Genomic DNA, 18,667 nt, shown 5'->3' on the forward strand with positions numbered 1-18,667 from the left:
ATCGGCCGGCCTCTGTTTGCTGACGGGTATGCTATGGCTGACGGCCCCGTCGGATGGCCTTGGGCAGACCCGAAGAGCCGCGCAAAAAGGGAAACCGGCGGCAGCCATCACCTCATCAATGGGCTCACCCCAACTGTACAGCGGCCTTCGGTGGCGCAATATTGGTCCGTTCCGGGCGGGCCGTTCGCTGGCGGTTGCGGGTCACCCGGACCAACCTCTCACCTACTACTTCGGTGCCACTGGCGGGGGCGTCTGGAAAACCATCGACGGCGGCAGCAACTGGTTCCACATTTCCGACAGCACCTTCCAGTCCTCATCCGTGGGGGCGATCACGGTGGCTCCCTCCGACCCCAATATTCTTTATGTGGGTATGGGTGAGGCCGAAATCCGGGGCAATATCTCCTACGGCGATGGCGTCTATAAATCGATCGACGCCGGTAAGACCTGGAAGCACATGGGCCTGAAACTGGCCGACGCCATCGGCAACATTGAGGTGCATCCGCAAAACCCGGATCTGGTGTACCTGGCTGCGCTGGGTAACCCATACGCGCCCAATCCGGACCGGGGGGTGTTCCGCTCCAGAGATGGGGGGAAATCCTGGCAGAAGATCCTGTTTAAGAACGACAGCACCGGAGCGGCTGTGGTGAAGATGGATCCGAACAACCCCTCTATCCTGTACGCATCCCTCTGGCAGGCTTACCGCACCCCGTATTCGATGAGCAGTGGTGGGCCCGGCTGCGGACTGTATAAATCCACCGACGGGGGCGATACCTGGGTGTCGTTGAACAACCGGCCGGGTATGCCCAAAGGGCTGCTGGGTAAAATCGGCATTACGGTATCACCCGCCAACTCGAACCGACTGTACGCCATGATCGAAAACGCGAAGGGTGGCCTGTACCGCTCCGACGATGCCGGCAATACCTGGCAACTCATCAACGAAGACAAAAACCTCTGGCAGCGGCCCTGGTACTATATGATGCTGGCCGCCGATCCGCAGAACGAAAACGGCCTCATCGTGCTCAACGTCAATGCCCTGAAATCGTACGATGGCGGAAAAACGTTCCAGAATGTACCCGTCCACCACGGTGATACCCACGATATCTGGTGGAACCCCAGAAATCCGCTGAACTTCATCATCGGCGACGATGGCGGGGGCGAAGTAACCTTCAACGGCGGGGCGACCTTCTCCGATATCGACATTCCTACCGCGCAGTTTTACCATGTGGCGCTGGACAACGACTTTCCGTACAATGTCTACGGTGCCCAGCAGGACAACAGTTCGCTGCGCATCGCCAGCCGCAATACCGATTTTGGCATCGGCCCGAACGACTGGTTTCCCGTAGCCGGGGCCGAATCGGGCTACATCACGCCCGACCCGACGAACCCGAATATCACCTATGGCGGTAACTACGACGGCTTCCTGTCCCGCTACGACAAAGCCACCGACCAGAACCAGGTCGTAAACGTTTATCCGGAATATGGGATGGGGGCCCCGGCGTCGCTGCGGAAGTACCGCTTCCAGTGGACCTACCCGATTGTATTTTCCCCTCATGATCCGAAAGTACTGTACGTTACCTCGCAGCACGTACACCGCAGCACCGACAACGGCCACACCTGGGAAGACATCAGCCCCGACCTGACCCGCAATGATCCCAAAACCCAGGGGGAAACCGGTGGCCCCATCACGAAAGACATCACGGGGGCCGAGACCTACCCCACGGTGTTCACCTTTGCCGAATCGCCCGTGGAGAAGAATGTGTTCTGGGCCGGCTCCGACGACGGGCTCATGCACATCAGCCGCGACGGAGGCAAAAACTGGCAGAATATTACCCCGCCCACGTCGCTGATTGCCGCGGGATCGCTGATGAGTATCGTGCACCCCTCCGATCATATGCCCGGCAAAGCGTACCTGGCGGCCAACCGGTACCAGAATGGCGACCGCCGGCCCTACCTGTTCCGCACCACTGACTACGGCAAAACCTGGACACCCATTACCGCCGGTATTCCGGCCGATGAGTATTGCCGGGTCGTGCGCGAAGACCCCAACAAACCAGGGCTACTGTTTTCCGGGACCGAACGGGGCATCTATGTGTCGTTTAACGATGGTGGCTCGTGGCAGAAACTAAACCAGAACCTGCCGATTACGCCCATTCGGGATTTGCAGATCCACAAGCAGGAAAAAGATCTGGTGGTCGCCACGCACGGCCGCTCGTTCTGGATCATGGATGATATTACCCCGCTGCACGAGATCATGGATAAGCAGAAAACCGGTCTGGCCAATATGCACCTGTTCAAGCCCCGCCATGCCTACCGGATGCTGGGCGGTAGTGTGCAGCAGGCCATCCCGACGGTGGGCGAAAATGCACCAAACGGCGTTCTTGTCCGCTATTACCTGAAGAACCAGCCAGCGAAAGAACTGAAGCTACAGTTTGTAACCGCCAACGGCGACAGCATCATTTCCTACTCCAGCCTGAAGGACCGGAAAGGCCAGCCCCTGAAAATCTCGAAAGACTTCTACGAAGATTCGACGCTGGTGCGGCCGGGGCTGATCCCGGCCAAACCGGGGATGAACGTCTTTGTGTGGGATATGCGCTACCCCGACGCCACAGCCGTAGAGGGCACTAATGTGATGTGGACCGGCCGGGGTATCGGCGCGAAAGCCATTCCGGGAACCTACAAAGTACGGCTGCTGCTGGGCGACTCGCTGGTGCAGGAGCAAACGTTCGAGATCCGCAAAGACCCGCGCCTGAAGACCACCGATGCTGAGTACCAGGAGCAGTTTGCGTTTATCCAGAAGATCAACAACAAGCTGTCGGAAACGCACCGGGGCATTAACCAGATCCGCCAGATACGGAATCAGATCAACGGCTACCTGAACGCGATGAAGGATACTGCCATGGTAAGCCGGTTCAAACCCCTGACCAAGCCGATGCTGGACGAACTCGATCAGCTAGAATCTACGCTGATGCAACCCAAAGCGAAAGCGTTCCAGGACCTGCTGGCCTATCCTATCCGGCTAAACGACAAACTGGCGGGGGTAGCCTCGGCGGTAGCTTCGGCGGATACAAAGCCTACGAAGGCATCGTACGTCGTATATGAGTCGCTGGCGGGCCAGATTGACGCAGCCCTCGCCAAGCTGAAAGACCTGGTTAACAAACGCGTTCCGGCCTTTAACCAGATGGTGGCGGAACAAAAAATACCCGCTATTGTGCTGGATAGCAAAGGCTAGAAAAGGGGGTAACCGCAAAACCGGTAACCCTTCGACGAAGCATAAGTCTATACGATGCACGCAAAAGGCGCAGGCTGACCAGCAATTGCTGGTCAGCCTGCGCCTTTTTTGACTGGCTAACGGAATTACCGCATCTCCAGAAAGCGGTCGTATCCCTGAAGCGCCCCTTCCTCCACATCTACCTGGCTGACCCGGGTCCCCTCCGGTCCCTGCTCACACCACTGTAAATAGGCTTCGAGCTGCTCCGGCTCCCCTTCGACCTCTATGTGCAGGTTGCCATCCTCCTCGTATTGGGCCGTACCGTTCAGGCCCAGCTTTTCGGCTTTTTGCCGGGCTTCCTGCCGAAACAGCGTACCCTGCAAATCACCGGCTATGCGAATAATCAGGTTCTTTTTCATCGTATTTGTTTTGGTACAGTAACCCGTTCCGGCCTCAGAAGTTTTTGGTTTCGTTGGGGTTTAAAGGGAATTTTCGGATAGCTGAACAAATCCCCGTACGGTACAGACCTGTCAGCGCCACTGCCATACCGCCGAGGTTATTCTGCAGCCTATGATTCTTTATACAAAAACTTTTAAATTCACAGATTGAAATCCCTAACCGTTATGACACGTACCCTTTCTGCCTTTTTTTACCGCATTGCCTCCTGGAAGACGCTGCTGGTGGCCATCCCCTTCTATATGGTTTTTCCGGCGTACTTTCTTAAAACAATTGAGGAGAATCTGAACGCCTATGCGGGTAAGGCCATCGGCCCCGTTGACCTGCTGATTGCCAATACGGATCCCGATAAGATTCTGGAAATGGTTGCTATGTACGGACCGGAAGGCCGCCCCTACTATGCCTTTGGCGTGTTGACCGCCGATGTAGCGTATCCGGTCATTTATACGTTTCTGCTGGGCGTGGCTTTGTCGCTGCTGTTCCGGTCCAGAACCTATACGCCTTTTTACTGGGTTAATCTGATTCCGGTGGCGGCCATGCTCTTTGACTTACTGGAAAATGCCTGTATCGTGACCCTGCTCAACACCTACCCGGATGCGTCGCGTTCGGTGGCTATCCTGTGCATGGTTTTTTCCAATCTGAAATGGGGCGGCTTTGCGCTATCCCTGGGGTTAATCCTGTACGGCCTGGTTCGGTTGCTGATGAGACAATTCAGTCGCTCCAGCCAATCCAGCCGAACCGAATCCATATAAAAACCCGGCTTACCAGAGGCTGTTGGGCCATAGTGAGATCAAAAGTCAAAAGGTGATATCAGGCCAGCGGGATCTGAGCCTCGGCTGCTTTCTGCATGACATGCTGTCGGGCTTCGGTGTATTCGTCGGCCGTGCGCAAATGCTCCAGCATAAACGGCACCGGCTGCGGCAACGCGGTGACATTGCGCAGGTACGTGATATAATCAAGGCCACCCCGGCCGGGCATGGTCTCGGCCAGATGGGCATCTTTTCCGACTACATCTTTACCGTGTACCGATACGACCCAGCGACCCAGTTTTTTAAATGTCTCGTTGATGAGCGCGGTATTGTTGTAGTAGCGGTCGGGGGAGTTAACGATGTTAGCAATGTCGACATGCGCCCCAAAGGCCGGGCGGTCGATGGCTTTAAGGAATTTCAGGTATGAATCGGGTCCGTCGGGCAGGCTCCAGCCCATCATTTCGAGGGAGAATTTAGCCCGCTTTGGTTTCACGGCATCAATTACTTTCCGGCAGTTTTCGACGGTCGCGTCGAAAAACTCTTTTGACACGTTCCGGGCGTCGGGACCGTCCCATTTTTTTGGGTTGTACGAACCGGCAATGTTCACGCAGGTAAGTGCCCCTACGGCATCAGCCAGCGCCAGCCGTTCGGTCACGTAGGTCAGGTTCTTTGCCCGTTTTTCGGGGTCCAGATCCAGCATGTTGACCCACGCGCCTACTTCGGCAATGACCACGTTTTGCTCCGCAAAGGCTTTTTCGAACGCCCGGATTTTGGCACTATCCTTCCCGTCAACCGCCGGCACATAGGCGGCACTGTAGCCCAGCCGCCGGTGTTCCCGCGCCAGTTCGGCGGGATCGTCGCTTTTCAGGAAGATAGGACCACCCAGCCGCAGGGCATTGGGGGCGGTTTTTGACAAAGCGGTACCGGACACCATCAGACTACCCGTCAGCAGGGCAGTTGATTGCAGAAAGGTACGGCGCGGGAGTGTATTGTCTCTCATGGATTTATCAGCTAATCAGCTATAAGGTTCGTGCAGCGGTTAAAGCCTTGGCGTTGCGGGTTTTACCGGAGCCTCGTACGGCTTCACCCCCTGCATAGTAAGCGTTCGGCTGAATAGTTTGTCTCCACAGCGGATGGTCAGTGTTTTGAAATCGGTACCCTCAAAGGTAATCCGGGTAGGTTGTCCGCCCGGCACCGGCAAAATCGCGTTGACGCGCCCTAGCTGATCCAGCACCTGAATACCGAGTCGGGTGGCGATGTACACGCGCCCCTCCCGGTCGCAGGTAATGGCGCTAGCTCCGGCATTCTCGGCGGTATCAGGAACGTGCAGCCAGCCGTACCGCTGTTTGCTGCCAAGTGTACCATCCGGATTGATCTGATAGATCCAGACCCAATGGGTAGCAGACTCCAGCGCATACAACTGCGTCTGGTCCGGCGTAAGGGCGATGCCGGTTGCGCCATTCAGCCCTTCATCGACCTCTATTTTCTCGCCGGTTGGCCGGATCAGATAAAGTCGGCTGCGATGGTCAGCACGGTCGGCCGCCAGCAGGTAGCCGTTACCGTTGTGTGCCACCACCAGATCAGTACCCGTGATGCCCCGAACCACTACTTTTTCCCTGCCGGATGCGTCATAAGCCAGTACCTGTTTGGTCGTATTTGCCAGCACATAGGTAGTGCCGTTGGGCCCCAGGACGGCGCGGCCGGGTTTTTGCGTTTTAGAGGTGGCTTGCGCGGCTGATCCGGCGGGTTGCCAGCCTTCCCCCGGCAGAAGCATATCACTTAAAAACTGATTTTTGGATTTTCCGGTGGTAACGGGTTTGGGCCAGTCTTTCCAGAGCCAACGCATGGCCTGGGGAAAAACGGCCGTACCGTGTTTACCATTATGGCCGCCCTCGCCCCATACATGCTCGACCTCATAGCCCGCAAACATCAGGGCCCGTTCCATGGCTTCGTTGGCTTTCCACCAGTCGCCGGCGTAAATGTTCAGATCATTGGCGCCATCCTGCAAAAACACGCGAATGGGTTTAGGCTCCGTTTTCCGGACCAGCGTCGAATACCGGTCCCCGCCCCGCAGCCCCACGTATGTACCAATGGCGCTAAACACTCTCGAAAAAGCATCTGGACGCTCCCAGGCCGCCGTAAACGCACAAACGGCTCCGCTGCTGGAACCCCCAATGGCGCGGTCATTGCCGTTTTTCGACAGCCGGATCGACCGGCCATCGCTGGTTTTTTGCGTCTCGACGGCGGGCAAAATCTCCTCCAGGATAAACCGGGCGTAGGCATCGCCCAGACCATCATACTCAAAACTGCGGTTGTAGCGATCCAGGGCTTTGTCCGGATTGGCCGCCCGCACCCGACCCGGTGCCACAAAAACGCTAATGGTCACGGGCATCTGTCCCTGATGAATCAGGTTATCGAACACGGTAGGCGCTTTCCACTGGATACCGTCCTGGTTGACGTAGACACAAGCCGGTTTATCGGATCGATACTGAGCCGGAACATAGACCCAATATTCGCGCCAGGTGCCGGGGAAGATTTTCGACTGGTCGAACGTGAACTTCAGCACCTCGCCTTTGGGAACGCCGGGTTGTTCGATGGAAGCCGGATCGTCGGGGTAGTTCTCGGCTGCGGACTGACCCAGCGCAACCGTTGCCCGGCAAAGTATTGCCCAGCAAAGCAAAGCAATGGGAATAAGGTTCTTCATAATGGGTTAGGGCGGGTACACCTTAGGGCTTCACCCGTTGCAAATCCAGATCCTGAAAATCGAAACTAAAATCGGTAAGCGGAGAAATCGGCTTCATTTTAATGGAGGCCGGGTGCATCGATTCATCCACCAGAAACGTCACGTAGGCATCGGCGTCGAAGCTCCGGTCGTTCCATTTCACCACAAAGGTGTTGCCTTTGTAATAGAATAACTCACCCGTCAGTTTAGGCGAGCGCAGGGAACGAAACCACCACTTTCCTCCCTGCTGGTTGATAACTACGTCGCCAAACCACCGGTCCCGGTATGTACCGGCGAATCTGGTAAAATCAACCGGCGTGGTATTGGCTCTCTGCTCGCGGGCAATGCCGTCCCAGATGTCTTTGGTAAGCTTATCGGCATCGGCCTGCCCTTTTTTTACCTGCTCGCTGTACCGGCGAACCCAATCCATGGGCGGTAGCCCAAGATAACTGTCCTTGATGGTGTTGGTCACCGCGCTAAAAGCAGCGCCGGATTGCTGGTTCGTGAAGACAATAATGCCCAACTGAAGCTCGGGAAGCATTGTTACCTGCGTCACCATGCCGGCCAGGCCACCCGTATGCGTTACCTGCTTATAGCCTTTGACATCGCTCAGCCTCCAACCCAGGCCATACGCGGCAAAGTGCGTGTTGTATGGTGGCATGGGCGCATCGGACACCGGCAGAATCGTTTGCGGCTTCCACATCTCCGCGTGTATTTTCTCGCTGAATAGCTGTTGGCGGCCATTAGGCCCATATTTACCCTTGTTGAGCTGCGTAATTACCCATCGGCTCATATCCGCCACGCTGGAATTGATACCCCCCGCCGAATACCCAAACCGAAAATTATCCCGGTCGATGACCTGCACCCTGCCGTTTACCGGCGCGTGGGCATCAATGACATTGTCTTTATCGGCCAGACGCTCATAGGAACCCGCGCTGCGATTCATACCCAGCGGTTTCATCATCCGGTCTTCCACAAACTCCGGCCAGCTTTTTCCGCTCACCCGCTCAATCACCTCACCCGCGACCATATAGAGCAGGTTATCATAGTCGTATTTCGTCCGGAAGCCCGAAACCGGTTTCAGGTAGCGCAGATTATGGATAACATCCTTCATGGTGAAGTTGCTGGAATCGGGCCAGAACATTAGGTCGCCGGCACCCAGGCCCAGGCCGCTGCGGTGGGTCAGCAAATCACGGAGGGTAAATTCTTCGGTCACGTAGGCATTGTACATCCGGAATTCGGGGATGTAATCGATCACCTTATCATCCCAGGTCAGTTTGCCTTCATCCATCAGCATACCCAGGGCCGCAGCCGTAAACGCCTTACTGTTCGACGCAATGCCGAATAGGGTATGCTCGTCCACCTTAGCGCCTGTTCGCAGCGAGCGTACGCCATAGCCTTTCTGATGAACTACCTGTCCGTCCTTAACCACCGCCACGGCAATACCCGGCACATCAAACGTGGTTAAGGTACGCTGCACCAGCGCATCAATTTGCGGAGAGGTAATTACCTGCGCCAGGGCGGAGAAGGCATGTCCGCACCAGACGAAGACCCACCCAATCAGGATAACAGTCAGCAGTCGCTTTTTCATACAAGACTCGTTCAGCCGTCGCCGTTTACCAATGCGTTATTGCTTCACTCGTTTATATTTTTCAATAATGACGTGGTCAATACCCAGCTTTTCCAGCTTTTCGACACCTTTCTGGATCAGCGTATCCTGCACGATTTTTACCACAAACTGAAATTGATGATTCTCCCAGTTTTTATCGCTAAAGTATTCCAAATTCTCCGTGTATACACTGTCACTCGCTAAGGTATACGTTCCGCCACCGGCGGTAAAGGCAGTTGCAGACGTGTCTTTTTCGCGGTTCGTTGCATGATTCAGGAAGGCAAAATGGGTGGGGTTGATGATCTTGATCATTTTGCGGGTCGGATCGAACGTAGAGAACGTCGAATCTTTTTCCGTCGTTGTGGCCGAGATCAGTTCCCAGGTTCCGATAATCGGCACATCCGGCTGTTTTGAGCGACAGCCAATCAAGGCAAAAAGGGCGGCTATAGCCGTAAGGACAAGGTGAGGTTTCATGGTTCTGATCGATTGAGCATTAAAGATGGCTCATTCTACCTTCAGGTGAACACTTTTGCCTGAATAAACACGTTGCGGCAAATCCACGATAAACAGCGTGCTGTTATGCTCTTCATCGACCAGCGTTCGGTAGTTGTCTCCTTTTGCTTTATAGGTACCGGTTACCGAAAGCATAATCCGGTTCAACTTTCTCGACGGATCGGCAACGGTCAGCTCTTTTAGCCGGCCGCCCTGCATCTTCAGCATGGCCATGCCCTGGCTATCCATACTTACGTTTACGCCTTTCTCGATCTCCATTGTACCTGCCTTGTAAAAAGCCAGTTGGGTGATCCCTAATTTACTGTGTCTTACCGCCTGTACCTCAGCGTTGTTGGCCAGAATTTCGATGGAACGATTGGTACTGGCGCTCTCTGCCAGTTGTTGCTCCGACACATCGGGCACCACAATGTACTGATAGGAAGCCCCGGTGGGTTTGTTGCCGTGATTGAACCACAACGCAAACACTTCCTCGCTGACCAACTCCCTGCTGATATTTTTCTGGTCGGTAATATCCGACCAGCGGCCCGTTTCGGTCTGGTTTGACAGGCCGACGGTAGCTGGCTGTGGGAAAATATAGCCGATTCGATCATGATGCACCCATTTTACCTTATCGAGAGTACGGCTGCCCTTCGGGACGCTTTTCCGGGCGCCCTCCTGCATCATGCGCACATCGCTCCTCATCAACACCTGATTGACGGTAGTCACGACCGGCATATCCGGCTTAGACTTGATATCCGTCCCGAGACAAACGAACTCTTCGTCAAAGAAGAACCACGATTTTTTAGCCTCTACCAGATCGTGTGGACTTTTGAAGTCAAAGACGACGGCACCGTATACCCCATCGGTCACCGCGCCCACAAAATCAGTGAGTCCTTCTTTCTGAATATCGTTAGGCCCTGGCAACTGCGGCTTCTGCAGGATGGTGGTACCCGATATTTTCTGCCAGTTGTATACCGGCCAGATGTTGTGGTATTCGTCGCCCTTCAGCATGAGGTAATTGGTGCCGTCGGCGCGGTGGTGGGTCAGCTTACCGGGACCGTTATACGGTTCCTCCATGTTCCGGTTGCGGGTCGAGAACATCCGGACCGTGGTGTAAAACCTCGGGCGCTGAAACACAAAATGCTCAGTCTGCCAGAAGAACTTAGCAAAAGAGGCAGACGGTTTGGCTTCTCCCCTGCGCAGCCGGATAATGTCGGCCAGTTCCGCTTTCCGGTAATCCGTACTGACCAGCAGCCGTTCGATTTCGAGCGTGCTTTGCGGCTGAAAGGTAGCCTTGCCGGAAATACTGCGGTTCTTGACGCTGATGTCTTCGTAGATCCCGTACACCATCTGCTTATAGATGCCGTCCAGGTAGTAGTCGACCAGATGATTTATCTTTTCTTTGGCGAAGGCATACCTGGTCCCGGCCACGTAGTACGACCACTCACCGTAGGCGTTGGCGTATTTTCCGTAGCCGTAAGACGAGGTATTGTTGACGCGGTCGACCCGGTGGTGAAAGCTGTAATCATGCTGCATGCCCCGCTCACCGGTGGCAAACTTCATCTCCCCTTCTATGATCTTTATGATCTTGTCAAACGCCTGATAATCATTTTGAAAAAGCAGGTTCTTGGCCAGGATTCCGGCAATTACAATCCGGTCACCGCTCGGTCGGGCCCCCGACGCGTTCATATTGGCCCGGCCAATCATGGGCTGGGCTTTGGCAACGAGGTCTTTGGGCAATTCGTCGCCGATCACCAGCATCAGATTGCCCAGGTTAGTGGGCGTGGTAATCTGATTGTCGTGCCAGTTGTCGCCCACAAAATCGTTCTTCACCCAGTAGTTCAGCCCGCTGATGATCTGCTCTTTTACCTGCTTATTGCGGTAATACTTCGATGACTTGTTCTTGTACGCCTTAGCCAGATACACCAGATCGCGTGTGTGCCCGCCATGCGGAAAACTGGCCGTCCGGCTAAGGTCTGCGTAGTTGATGCCCTGAAAGCTGCCGTCGTCGTTCATTTTAGCCAGGATACTTTCTACCTGACTGTCAACGCTCTTCGTCGTCATCAGGTCAGCCACGATGCGTTCCCTGATGAGTTTCAGGTCATTCTGTGCCAGGCAGAAAGAGACCGATAGTATAAGGATTGGCACAGCCAACAGCCATCGATGAATTGCTTTCATGGGGAGTAGAGATGTTTCGGGTTTAGCTACTGTATAAAGCTAACCGCGTTCGTTTTCTATCGGCCTTAAAGTCTTACCCCCTGAATCAAAATGGATTCTTTGACGGCCTGCTCTTTTAAGTGCAGAAACTGCCTGCGGCTTTCATCCTGGCTGAAGGCGACAAAGTCCTGCTCATTGTCAAACGCCACCAAATGGATTTCGTAAGGTTTGGTGATCTGTTGCTCAATAAAAGAATCATCCGTAGGCCGAATGCGTAGCAACAACTGACCGTTATATTTCTCAATAAGCGGAATAGCAATATTCTCGAATTGATGAAAAACCTCTTCCTGCCCTTCTTTTATGTAAATCAACTGAGTAAAGTAGATCATATATATCTATACGTTAATTGAAAAAATAGCAGGCCTCCTGCTTTCACCCTTTCAGCAGGTAAACAGGTAGTGAGGCTTAAACCTTACTGATCATCCGGTCAAAAACGGCTCGTTGCGCCTTCATGGAAGCGATCTTATCGGCCGGGTTCGTATGGCATTCCAGCAGGACCCATCCATCGTATTTCATGTTGACCAGGTTGGTCAGCAGTTCGGTATAGGGGTAGTCGGTCCGGTCGAGTTCGCGTACGTGACAGGTAGCCCCAAAGCGGTCTTTTACCAGATTAAAATTATAGGCAAAGCCCTTGCCGTTCAGGTCCTGGGGGTTACAGTTCCAGCAGATAGCGGCATTCGGGTGGCTGGCAATGTCCATGATCCGCTTGGTTATGGGCAGTTCCTGGGTTTCTTCGCCGTGCACTTCCAGCCGGATCTGCTGCCCGAATTCGGCGCCGTACCGGGCCAGTTCGTTCAGCGATTCGCCGATCTGGGTCAGCGTTTTTTCGACCGGTACCTCTTTATGCAGGCCGTTGGGTTTCACTTTCACACCCGAGCCGCCCACATCGGCGCTTAACCGGACAAAAGCCTTTGCCCGCTCAATAGACGCCCTGACCCGCTCCTGATCCACAAAATCGAACTGCTGATTGGTGCCGAAACCTACTAGTTGAACGGGGCTGTCGGCAAATCGCTTTTTAACCTCCCGGCGCTGGACCGCAGTTAGTTCGGGCGTCACGTTATGGGCGTGGTCCACCCGGAGTTCAACGCCCTGCATGCCGGTATCGGCACAGTTTTTCAGCAGCGTAGGCAGGTCCCAGTCTTTGCCCCACAAATAGGTAACCAGCCCGAGTTTGATGGCCGGCTTCTTCAGGGTTGGCTCATGGGCAAAAGCCGGTGCCGACAGGAACGAAGCGCCGGTCAGCAGGGAAATTTCCTTGAGGAATGTTTTTCGGTCGATAACCGCCATGTTCGGAAGGATTAGGAGGTGAAGAAAACCGCAGGTCCGTTAAGACCTTCCTGGCTGTAGAAAAAAGACTCGTATGGAGGTTTATTACTTATTGGGTGAGGAAGCAGGCGTATCGGGGTTCAGAAAATCATCGGTAAAATGGCCTTTCTGCTTTGGTTTTGAAAACTTCTCCACGTTAAATGCCTGCGAATTTCCTTTGGGTATGGATAACGATGTCCAGCCGTTTTCAGCACACATTTTTCCGATGAAAACAATTTGCCCGACATGATACGGGTAATGGGCAAGCTGCCTGTTGATCGCTTCCAACACGGTATGCCCCTGATTTCTGATATAGATTAGCCGATCTAAATCGTCAACGGTCAAAGCATTGAGCGCTTCGAATAAACACGCCCAGCCTTCGTCCCACTTTTCCAGTAACGCCTGTCTGGACGTAATATCATTATCAAACTCAGCATCCCGGTTTCGCCACTCCTTTTCTCCATCGGTGGTCAAAAAATCTGTCCAGCGCGATAACATATTACCCCATAAGTGTTTCACAATGGTTGCTATGCTGTTGCTATCGTCGTTAAACTGCCAAAACAGTTTATCGTCCGGGAGTTGAACAAACGTCTTGTCTCCCAGCATCTTATAATACAGAAATTGCTTTTTTACACTATCCAGATAGTCATTGAGCATAGCGAGGTCTCGTTTAAAGTCAGATCAGCATTTACGCACTTTAATCCTGATCTTCCTACTAAAGGTAATCCATCGTTAGTGGTTTTGGTAACCAAATCCGTTGAGATGACTCCGGCGATTTTGATATCGTTTCGTTTGTGAGTTTCAATTCGCGTAGCGAAGGTGGGATAGTGCCTACCACTACGTTACTGGCTGTTTGCTTCACCCAACGATCACTGGGGTTGATGGTGAGCGAGGGACGCCCTGAACAGACATAGCTTATGTCTTTATACCCCTGTTTGAGTTGGGCTGCCATTGCCCACTTCGGGACGTGTTGCCTGTCGCTGGAGACCAACCTACGCGAAGCGAAACAACGCAACAAACAGAAAAACTCGCAGAATATTTTAACCCTTCTTTGCTGAAATCACAACTGCGGCAGCCTTACACGGTTCGTCACCAACAACACGCCAAGCATGATTAGTCCCTCGTTGAACTACACTATCACCGGAAGCGAGAATGGTTGATCCCCCCTCTACCAGTAATTCGAGCTTACCGGAGATAATAAATATGAAATCGATTGTGTCCGTTTTGTGAAAATCGGGTTTGTAACCAGGCTCAAAAGTGATAAAATACGCCTTAAATCCCCCGTAAGATGGCTCAAGCGTAAAAGCATATCCGTCAAGGGTTTCAGCTTGTTTGTCAAAGGCAACAGGAACTTGATTTTCAACCCATAGGGTGTTTATTTCTAAGTGTCCCGGGTCAGAGTATGTTGCATTCTTTGGAACAAATCCATCACTAATAATACTTGATTTACCATTAGCATTAACGCCTGTAACAACACGACGCTTTAGCTTATTTTGGCTTTGTTTTGAAAAGGCCCGAAGTGGATTACAGGAAGCTAAGAAAGGAACTATCCAATAAAGCGACAAAAAACGTTTCCGATTGTATTTTGGTAGTAGGCTCATAAATTTATTGAATTTTAAACCATTCGCTTACCCCAACTTGCCTTACCGGGGCGTTCACCCTGTCAGCCGCGACCCGGAAATGGAGACCTAAAGCCTTACCTCTGGGACGGGCTGTTTATCGACCGCAACCCACCTAACGGACCACGCACAAGCCCATCGCTGCACCTGCACCCAACATATCATTGTGCGCGAATTTACAGAACTACTTATATCGGACTATCAGTACTTTATAGGTCCGTGGCCTTTTTACGACGTAGCTTGGGCTGCGTTAAAACAAATGAATAGATTTACCTCTACATTTCCAAAAATAGCAACGCGATTGTTTAATCGGTATGATTGCTCCCTGTGCTGCGGGCCCGGAATATTGAAAGCTACCCTATATACTTTTTGGCGATCGTCGCCAACATACCGCATTACATATAAAACTGGGGTAACTCAAACGCATCCGGCGTAGCCTGAAGTGCCACAAATAGGGCTACGTATTGAAGATTTGTGGCCGTCTTGTGGATACCGGCATACCATACCGTTGCGCTGTAACCCCGTTGAATGATCTTTTTGATTAATACGGACGGAAATCATAGTTTTTTTTGATCGTATCAGACATTTGCTTTACTTTTTCGGTAAAACCTCACTCCTATGCGAAAGGCAGGTACTGGTCGGGTGGTATTAATCGGGTTAGCCGGGTTGTTTGTTACGTTGGTAGTGGGTTCACTCCTGCAGCCCAGAGACTGGCAGACGTACCCGCCCGCGATAAGCGGTGCCTTGTGGAAGGCTGATAGCGATGGGCAGCCAACGATCTATTACCTGACCGAAGAACAGTGGGAGAAACAGTACTTCAGCAGACGCAGCTCGTTTACCTCCCCGTTTGCCCGCTATGTCCTGATAGCCCGTCATGCCGAGACCGGCGAGGTGCTGCACAGGCAACGGATTCGGGATATTAAAAATGCGCTGATCGGGCGCGGCCCATCCATGCTGGGGCCGGTACCGGGCGGATTCTGGCTGTGGAATGAGGGGCTGGAAGTCCGCGATCCGAAGTCGCTGGCGATTACCCTGACGGGCGAACAGATCCGGGAGCGTAATCCGGACCTGGCCGACAACATACCCACCGAAGAACGCTTCTATAAAGTATCCGAGCCGCATCAGGCGTTGCTGTTCAAAGGTTTAGATGCCCGTTTCTTCCAGATTGATGCCCGCACCGGAAAAATTTCACCCGCGCAGGAATCGCTGCTGGAGCAGGTAACCTGGCAAAAAACCGCCGAAAGCGGCTTTACCTACGTTCGGCCACCCGGTCTTTTCCCCTTTTATCAGGACCTGGAGGGATATGTCATTAACTCATTCATGACGCGTCCGGAAAGGGACCGGACCGGTGGGCCCCGGACTGGCCAGTGGTATGGTCTGCTCACCCAAAGCGAGCGGACAGCCCTCAGTAAATGGTCAGTCAGGCCGTCAAAACCCTACGGCGAAGTCTCCCGGTTCCTGTACCGGGTTGCCTACCAACTCGACGACCGTAACCAACCGGAGATTGACCCCGCCCGGGTTGAGCAGCTTAGCGAGGAACGATTTCTGGAGGGAGGCTTCCTGAAACGCGGTGCGCGGTCGATCTGGGATGTGCCCGACCCCAGTTCAAGTCTGGTGTTGTGCCGGGATAAACTGGGGACCGACAGCCCATGGGTGGTGGTGCGAATTGGCCGCGACGGCAAAAGTCTCTGGCGGCAACCGACCGGTATCGCCGACCTGGATCAGATCGCCGACGGCGGCACCCACCTCATTATGGCCGGCTACGCTACTAAAAACGAGCCGACCCGCCTGCGTAAAGAATTGCTGGTCTGGATTGACACCAGGACAGGCAAACGACGGGAATTTTCGGTAGGTGCTACCAGCAGTTCCATCTGACAAAATTAAATCGCCTGCTGCGGCCACACCCGATGTCGGGCGACAGGCCGAAAGGGTTGCTCGTTAATCCTCCAGAATCATGTCGTCGAGACTCTCCAGCGGGATAGCTTCCGTACCGGACTCAAAGAAGCGCTCAGTAAGCTCATTATTGAGGGGATCGAACGTCCGAAGCAAACCAAAATCCAGTTTGGTTCTGCTCTCCAGCTCCCGAATCTTTACCTGAAACGGCTTATACTCTCCCACGACAAATTCCTCTTGTGGCAGGTCTTTAATGAACGACTCCTGACTCAGGATAAACGCCAGGGCAGCCGGTTTGCCGTTATCTTTCTCCATCACGACCAGTTTCCAGAATTCACGCGGCAGCTGCACACCCCGGTAAAGCCGGTCGTCGTTACGGAAGATCGGGCCATTAAAGACGGTCAGCTTTTTCTGGTTGCGGAGGGCTTGTCTAGTAATGTGGTTTTCGATATTACCCCACAGCGACAATCCTTTCTGACTGGCCTTCTGGCTCTGGTTAAAGATTTCATGCTGAGGGGAGCAGTTCGTAAAGTGGAAGGTATCGTCATTGGCCTGTTTAGCTTCAATCGCCGTATTACCCCAGGCGGCATCATCGCGTCGGGTCAGGTGCCCCCGATCAAGCGGGTTCGCCCGGTACAGGTCTTCGTCGGTCTGAGCGGCCGATCCAATACGCGGATCAGTAAACCATTTATCCTTATCCGTTCGGCCTTGCTTAAAGGGTGCATCCGCCCAACTATTTACGGCCGACACAAAGGCGATGCGTCGCCGGCGATTCATAATCACGCTGTAATGGTAATACTTCAGTTCAAACTTATTGGCACCATTGCCGCCGGGTACCTCCAGGGCCTGACTGCGGATGCTGTTGGTCAGTTTTGGTAACGGCACATTGAACCCTAGAAAGTCAGGATCATAGCCAGGGCGGTTCGAGTAATCCGGATCAGGCCGAATCGCTTCCAGCCCCAATTCATCAGAAGCCGGCTGACCCGCCACAATTGGAGTCCCCAGGCTAATGGTAATGGTGAGGGGAATGGTGAGGGTAATAGACCCGTTGTTTATGCTGATCGGGATGTTGAGGGTGGCCGACCCTTCTGTATGTTTGACCGTTGGAGGCTGGGGAGCAGGCGACTCTGTTTCGTTGCCGGGGGTAATAATGGGGTCAGTATTGGGCGTGGGAGTAGCCTGCATACCGAGCGTCAGCAACTGGTCCTGGAGGGTCTTTTGCTGACCGTTGATACTGGCTTTTGAGATGAAGTCAACCAGGCGCGATACCCGTATCCCTTCGTTGGCGACCCACACCAGCCGGCTGGGGTCGTCGCCTGGCCGCCAGATATTGCCGTTTATGTCGATGAAGTTACCTTCACCGTCCATCTTTGGCACTCCGGAATGGTGCAGGGCTACCACCTCCCACTGGTCGTTGAAAGCGGGTGAGCCCGACGAGCCCGGTTCGGTATCCCCCTTGTAATGGGCAAACCCGGAATCCAGCAAATCGACCAGTTCGTTTTCCCGAATCACCACCTGCTTCATTTCACCCCTCGGGTGTTGAATGATATTGACGCAGTCCTTCAGAATAATCTTACCCTCCTCCCGCATCAGCGGCAGAAAACCATACGCACTTAGGGGTTTATTCAGCTTGGACGTTTCGGCTACGGCTACCAGGCTAAAATCCAGCCCTTTGTCCGTCAGAAAAAACGCATCCGGCAGCAGCGTAAAGCGCTGGACGGTTAAGGCATTCCCCAAAATATCCGGTTGAAAATCGAATTCCACCAGACTGATTGCCGCCAGTTCGGCGGAAGGCAATACGTGGTTGTTGGTCAACAGCAGTCGGGGTGATACCAGAAAGCCGGTGCCAAAGCTTTTTCTTCCCCGCCCTAATTCGGTAACAATACGACCTACGCACCGACTGGCCTTCATGGCTTTTTCGAGAAACTCGATCGACAGAAAATCGCGGGTTTCGCCAATGACCCGCTCCATAAGGTCGTTGCTGATTTCGTCTTCCCTGATGGGTCCGCGCTCAACTAATTCCTTCAGGCCTTCGGATATCGTTTCGGCCGTATCCGGTTCGGCATTATGGGATAGCGTTTCTTTCACCTGGGCGATAAGCCGGTTAGCCCGTTTGGCCAGCCGCTGCCTGGATTCTGCCAGCACATAATGGTTTTCCTTCAATGAAGCTGTTTTTTGCTCCCGTGACTCTTTATGTTGCTGCCAGTGGCTGGCAGCCTGTCGCATAACCTCATAGTCAAAGGCATATTCGTTAACGGGTGCAGCCATAATCACGTTTGGTTAAAGGGTATCCAATAGTACACTATTAAGTTACAGAAAAGCCGTATCCAGTCAGTAAACTCTTTATCAAGCGGTTGAGAGTGGCATAAACGGTAACCCTCTGGGGGCGCATCTCCC

14 protein-coding genes are annotated in these 18,667 nt (G+C 53.5%); 3 read left to right on the top strand and 11 right to left on the bottom strand.

The genetic code is table 11. The features are described from left to right. The first annotated feature begins 28 nt into the window (after positions 1 to 28). On the top strand, positions 29 to 3,229 hold the full coding sequence (locus ABD949_RS06045; protein WP_425576731.1) for a WD40/YVTN/BNR-like repeat-containing protein: 3,201 nt from the start codon (positions 29 to 31) through the stop codon (positions 3,227 to 3,229). Between the two features lie 125 nt (positions 3,230 to 3,354). On the opposite strand, the gene ABD949_RS06050 is transcribed toward ABD949_RS06045, so the two are convergent. After that, the gene (locus tag ABD949_RS06050; protein ID WP_345241586.1) at positions 3,355 to 3,627 is read right to left on the bottom strand and encodes an acylphosphatase; all 273 of its coding nucleotides are present in this window, start codon (positions 3,625 to 3,627) and stop codon (positions 3,355 to 3,357) included. A gap of 204 nt (positions 3,628 to 3,831) precedes the next feature. On the opposite strand from ABD949_RS06050, the gene ABD949_RS06055 reads away from it, so the two are divergent. Beyond that, a complete protein-coding gene (locus tag ABD949_RS06055) occupies positions 3,832 to 4,416 on the top strand; it encodes a hypothetical protein (RefSeq protein WP_345241588.1) in 585 nt (194 codons plus the stop codon). A 58-nt stretch (positions 4,417 to 4,474) separates the two neighbouring features. Here the strand turns inward: ABD949_RS06055 and ABD949_RS06060 are convergent, their stop codons facing one another. From ABD949_RS06060 to ABD949_RS06100, 9 genes are all read right to left on the bottom strand, one after another. Beyond that, positions 4,475 to 5,413, bottom strand: coding sequence for a sugar phosphate isomerase/epimerase family protein (locus tag ABD949_RS06060; RefSeq protein ID WP_345241589.1), 939 nt, complete (start codon positions 5,411 to 5,413; stop codon positions 4,475 to 4,477). Positions 5,414 to 5,452: 39 nt separating this feature from the next. Continuing rightward, complete coding sequence (locus tag ABD949_RS06065; RefSeq protein WP_345241591.1) at positions 5,453 to 7,117, bottom strand: SMP-30/gluconolactonase/LRE family protein; 1,665 nt, start codon at positions 7,115 to 7,117, stop codon at positions 5,453 to 5,455. Between the two features lie 22 nt (positions 7,118 to 7,139). Continuing rightward, positions 7,140 to 8,726: a serine hydrolase gene (locus ABD949_RS06070; protein ID WP_345241593.1), complete on the bottom strand. Its 1,587-nt coding sequence runs from the start codon at positions 8,724 to 8,726 to the stop codon at positions 7,140 to 7,142. 36 nt (positions 8,727 to 8,762) lie between these two features. Next, complete coding sequence (locus ABD949_RS06075; protein WP_345241595.1) at positions 8,763 to 9,218, bottom strand: hypothetical protein; 456 nt, start codon at positions 9,216 to 9,218, stop codon at positions 8,763 to 8,765. Positions 9,219 to 9,248: 30 nt separating this feature from the next. Next, positions 9,249 to 11,414 (bottom strand): polysaccharide lyase family 8 super-sandwich domain-containing protein, encoded by a 2,166-nt coding sequence (locus ABD949_RS06080; RefSeq protein ID WP_345241597.1) that lies wholly within the window; start codon positions 11,412 to 11,414, stop codon positions 9,249 to 9,251. 65 nt (positions 11,415 to 11,479) lie between these two features. Then, positions 11,480 to 11,782 (bottom strand): DUF1330 domain-containing protein, encoded by a 303-nt coding sequence (locus tag ABD949_RS06085; protein WP_345241599.1) that lies wholly within the window; start codon positions 11,780 to 11,782, stop codon positions 11,480 to 11,482. A gap of 76 nt (positions 11,783 to 11,858) precedes the next feature. Beyond that, complete coding sequence (locus tag ABD949_RS06090) at positions 11,859 to 12,740, bottom strand: sugar phosphate isomerase/epimerase family protein (RefSeq protein WP_345241602.1); 882 nt, start codon at positions 12,738 to 12,740, stop codon at positions 11,859 to 11,861. Positions 12,741 to 12,824: 84 nt separating this feature from the next. After that, positions 12,825 to 13,415, bottom strand: coding sequence for a DUF1572 domain-containing protein (locus ABD949_RS06095; protein WP_345241604.1), 591 nt, complete (start codon positions 13,413 to 13,415; stop codon positions 12,825 to 12,827). A gap of 383 nt (positions 13,416 to 13,798) precedes the next feature. Next, the gene (locus ABD949_RS06100; RefSeq protein ID WP_345241606.1) at positions 13,799 to 14,359 is read right to left on the bottom strand and encodes a cupin domain-containing protein; all 561 of its coding nucleotides are present in this window, start codon (positions 14,357 to 14,359) and stop codon (positions 13,799 to 13,801) included. A 636-nt stretch (positions 14,360 to 14,995) separates the two neighbouring features. Between ABD949_RS06100 and ABD949_RS06105 the strand changes: the two genes are divergently transcribed. Then, the gene (locus ABD949_RS06105) at positions 14,996 to 16,252 is read left to right on the top strand and encodes a PA2928 family protein (RefSeq protein ID WP_345241608.1); all 1,257 of its coding nucleotides are present in this window, start codon (positions 14,996 to 14,998) and stop codon (positions 16,250 to 16,252) included. Between the two features lie 63 nt (positions 16,253 to 16,315). On the opposite strand, the gene ABD949_RS06110 is transcribed toward ABD949_RS06105, so the two are convergent. Then, positions 16,316 to 18,538 (bottom strand): DNA/RNA non-specific endonuclease, encoded by a 2,223-nt coding sequence (locus ABD949_RS06110; RefSeq protein ID WP_345241610.1) that lies wholly within the window; start codon positions 18,536 to 18,538, stop codon positions 16,316 to 16,318. Positions 18,539 to 18,667 lie beyond the last annotated feature (129 nt).

Source organism: Nibrella saemangeumensis (genome assembly GCF_039541915.1).
Lineage (GTDB): Bacteria > Bacteroidota > Bacteroidia > Cytophagales > Spirosomataceae > Nibrella > Nibrella saemangeumensis.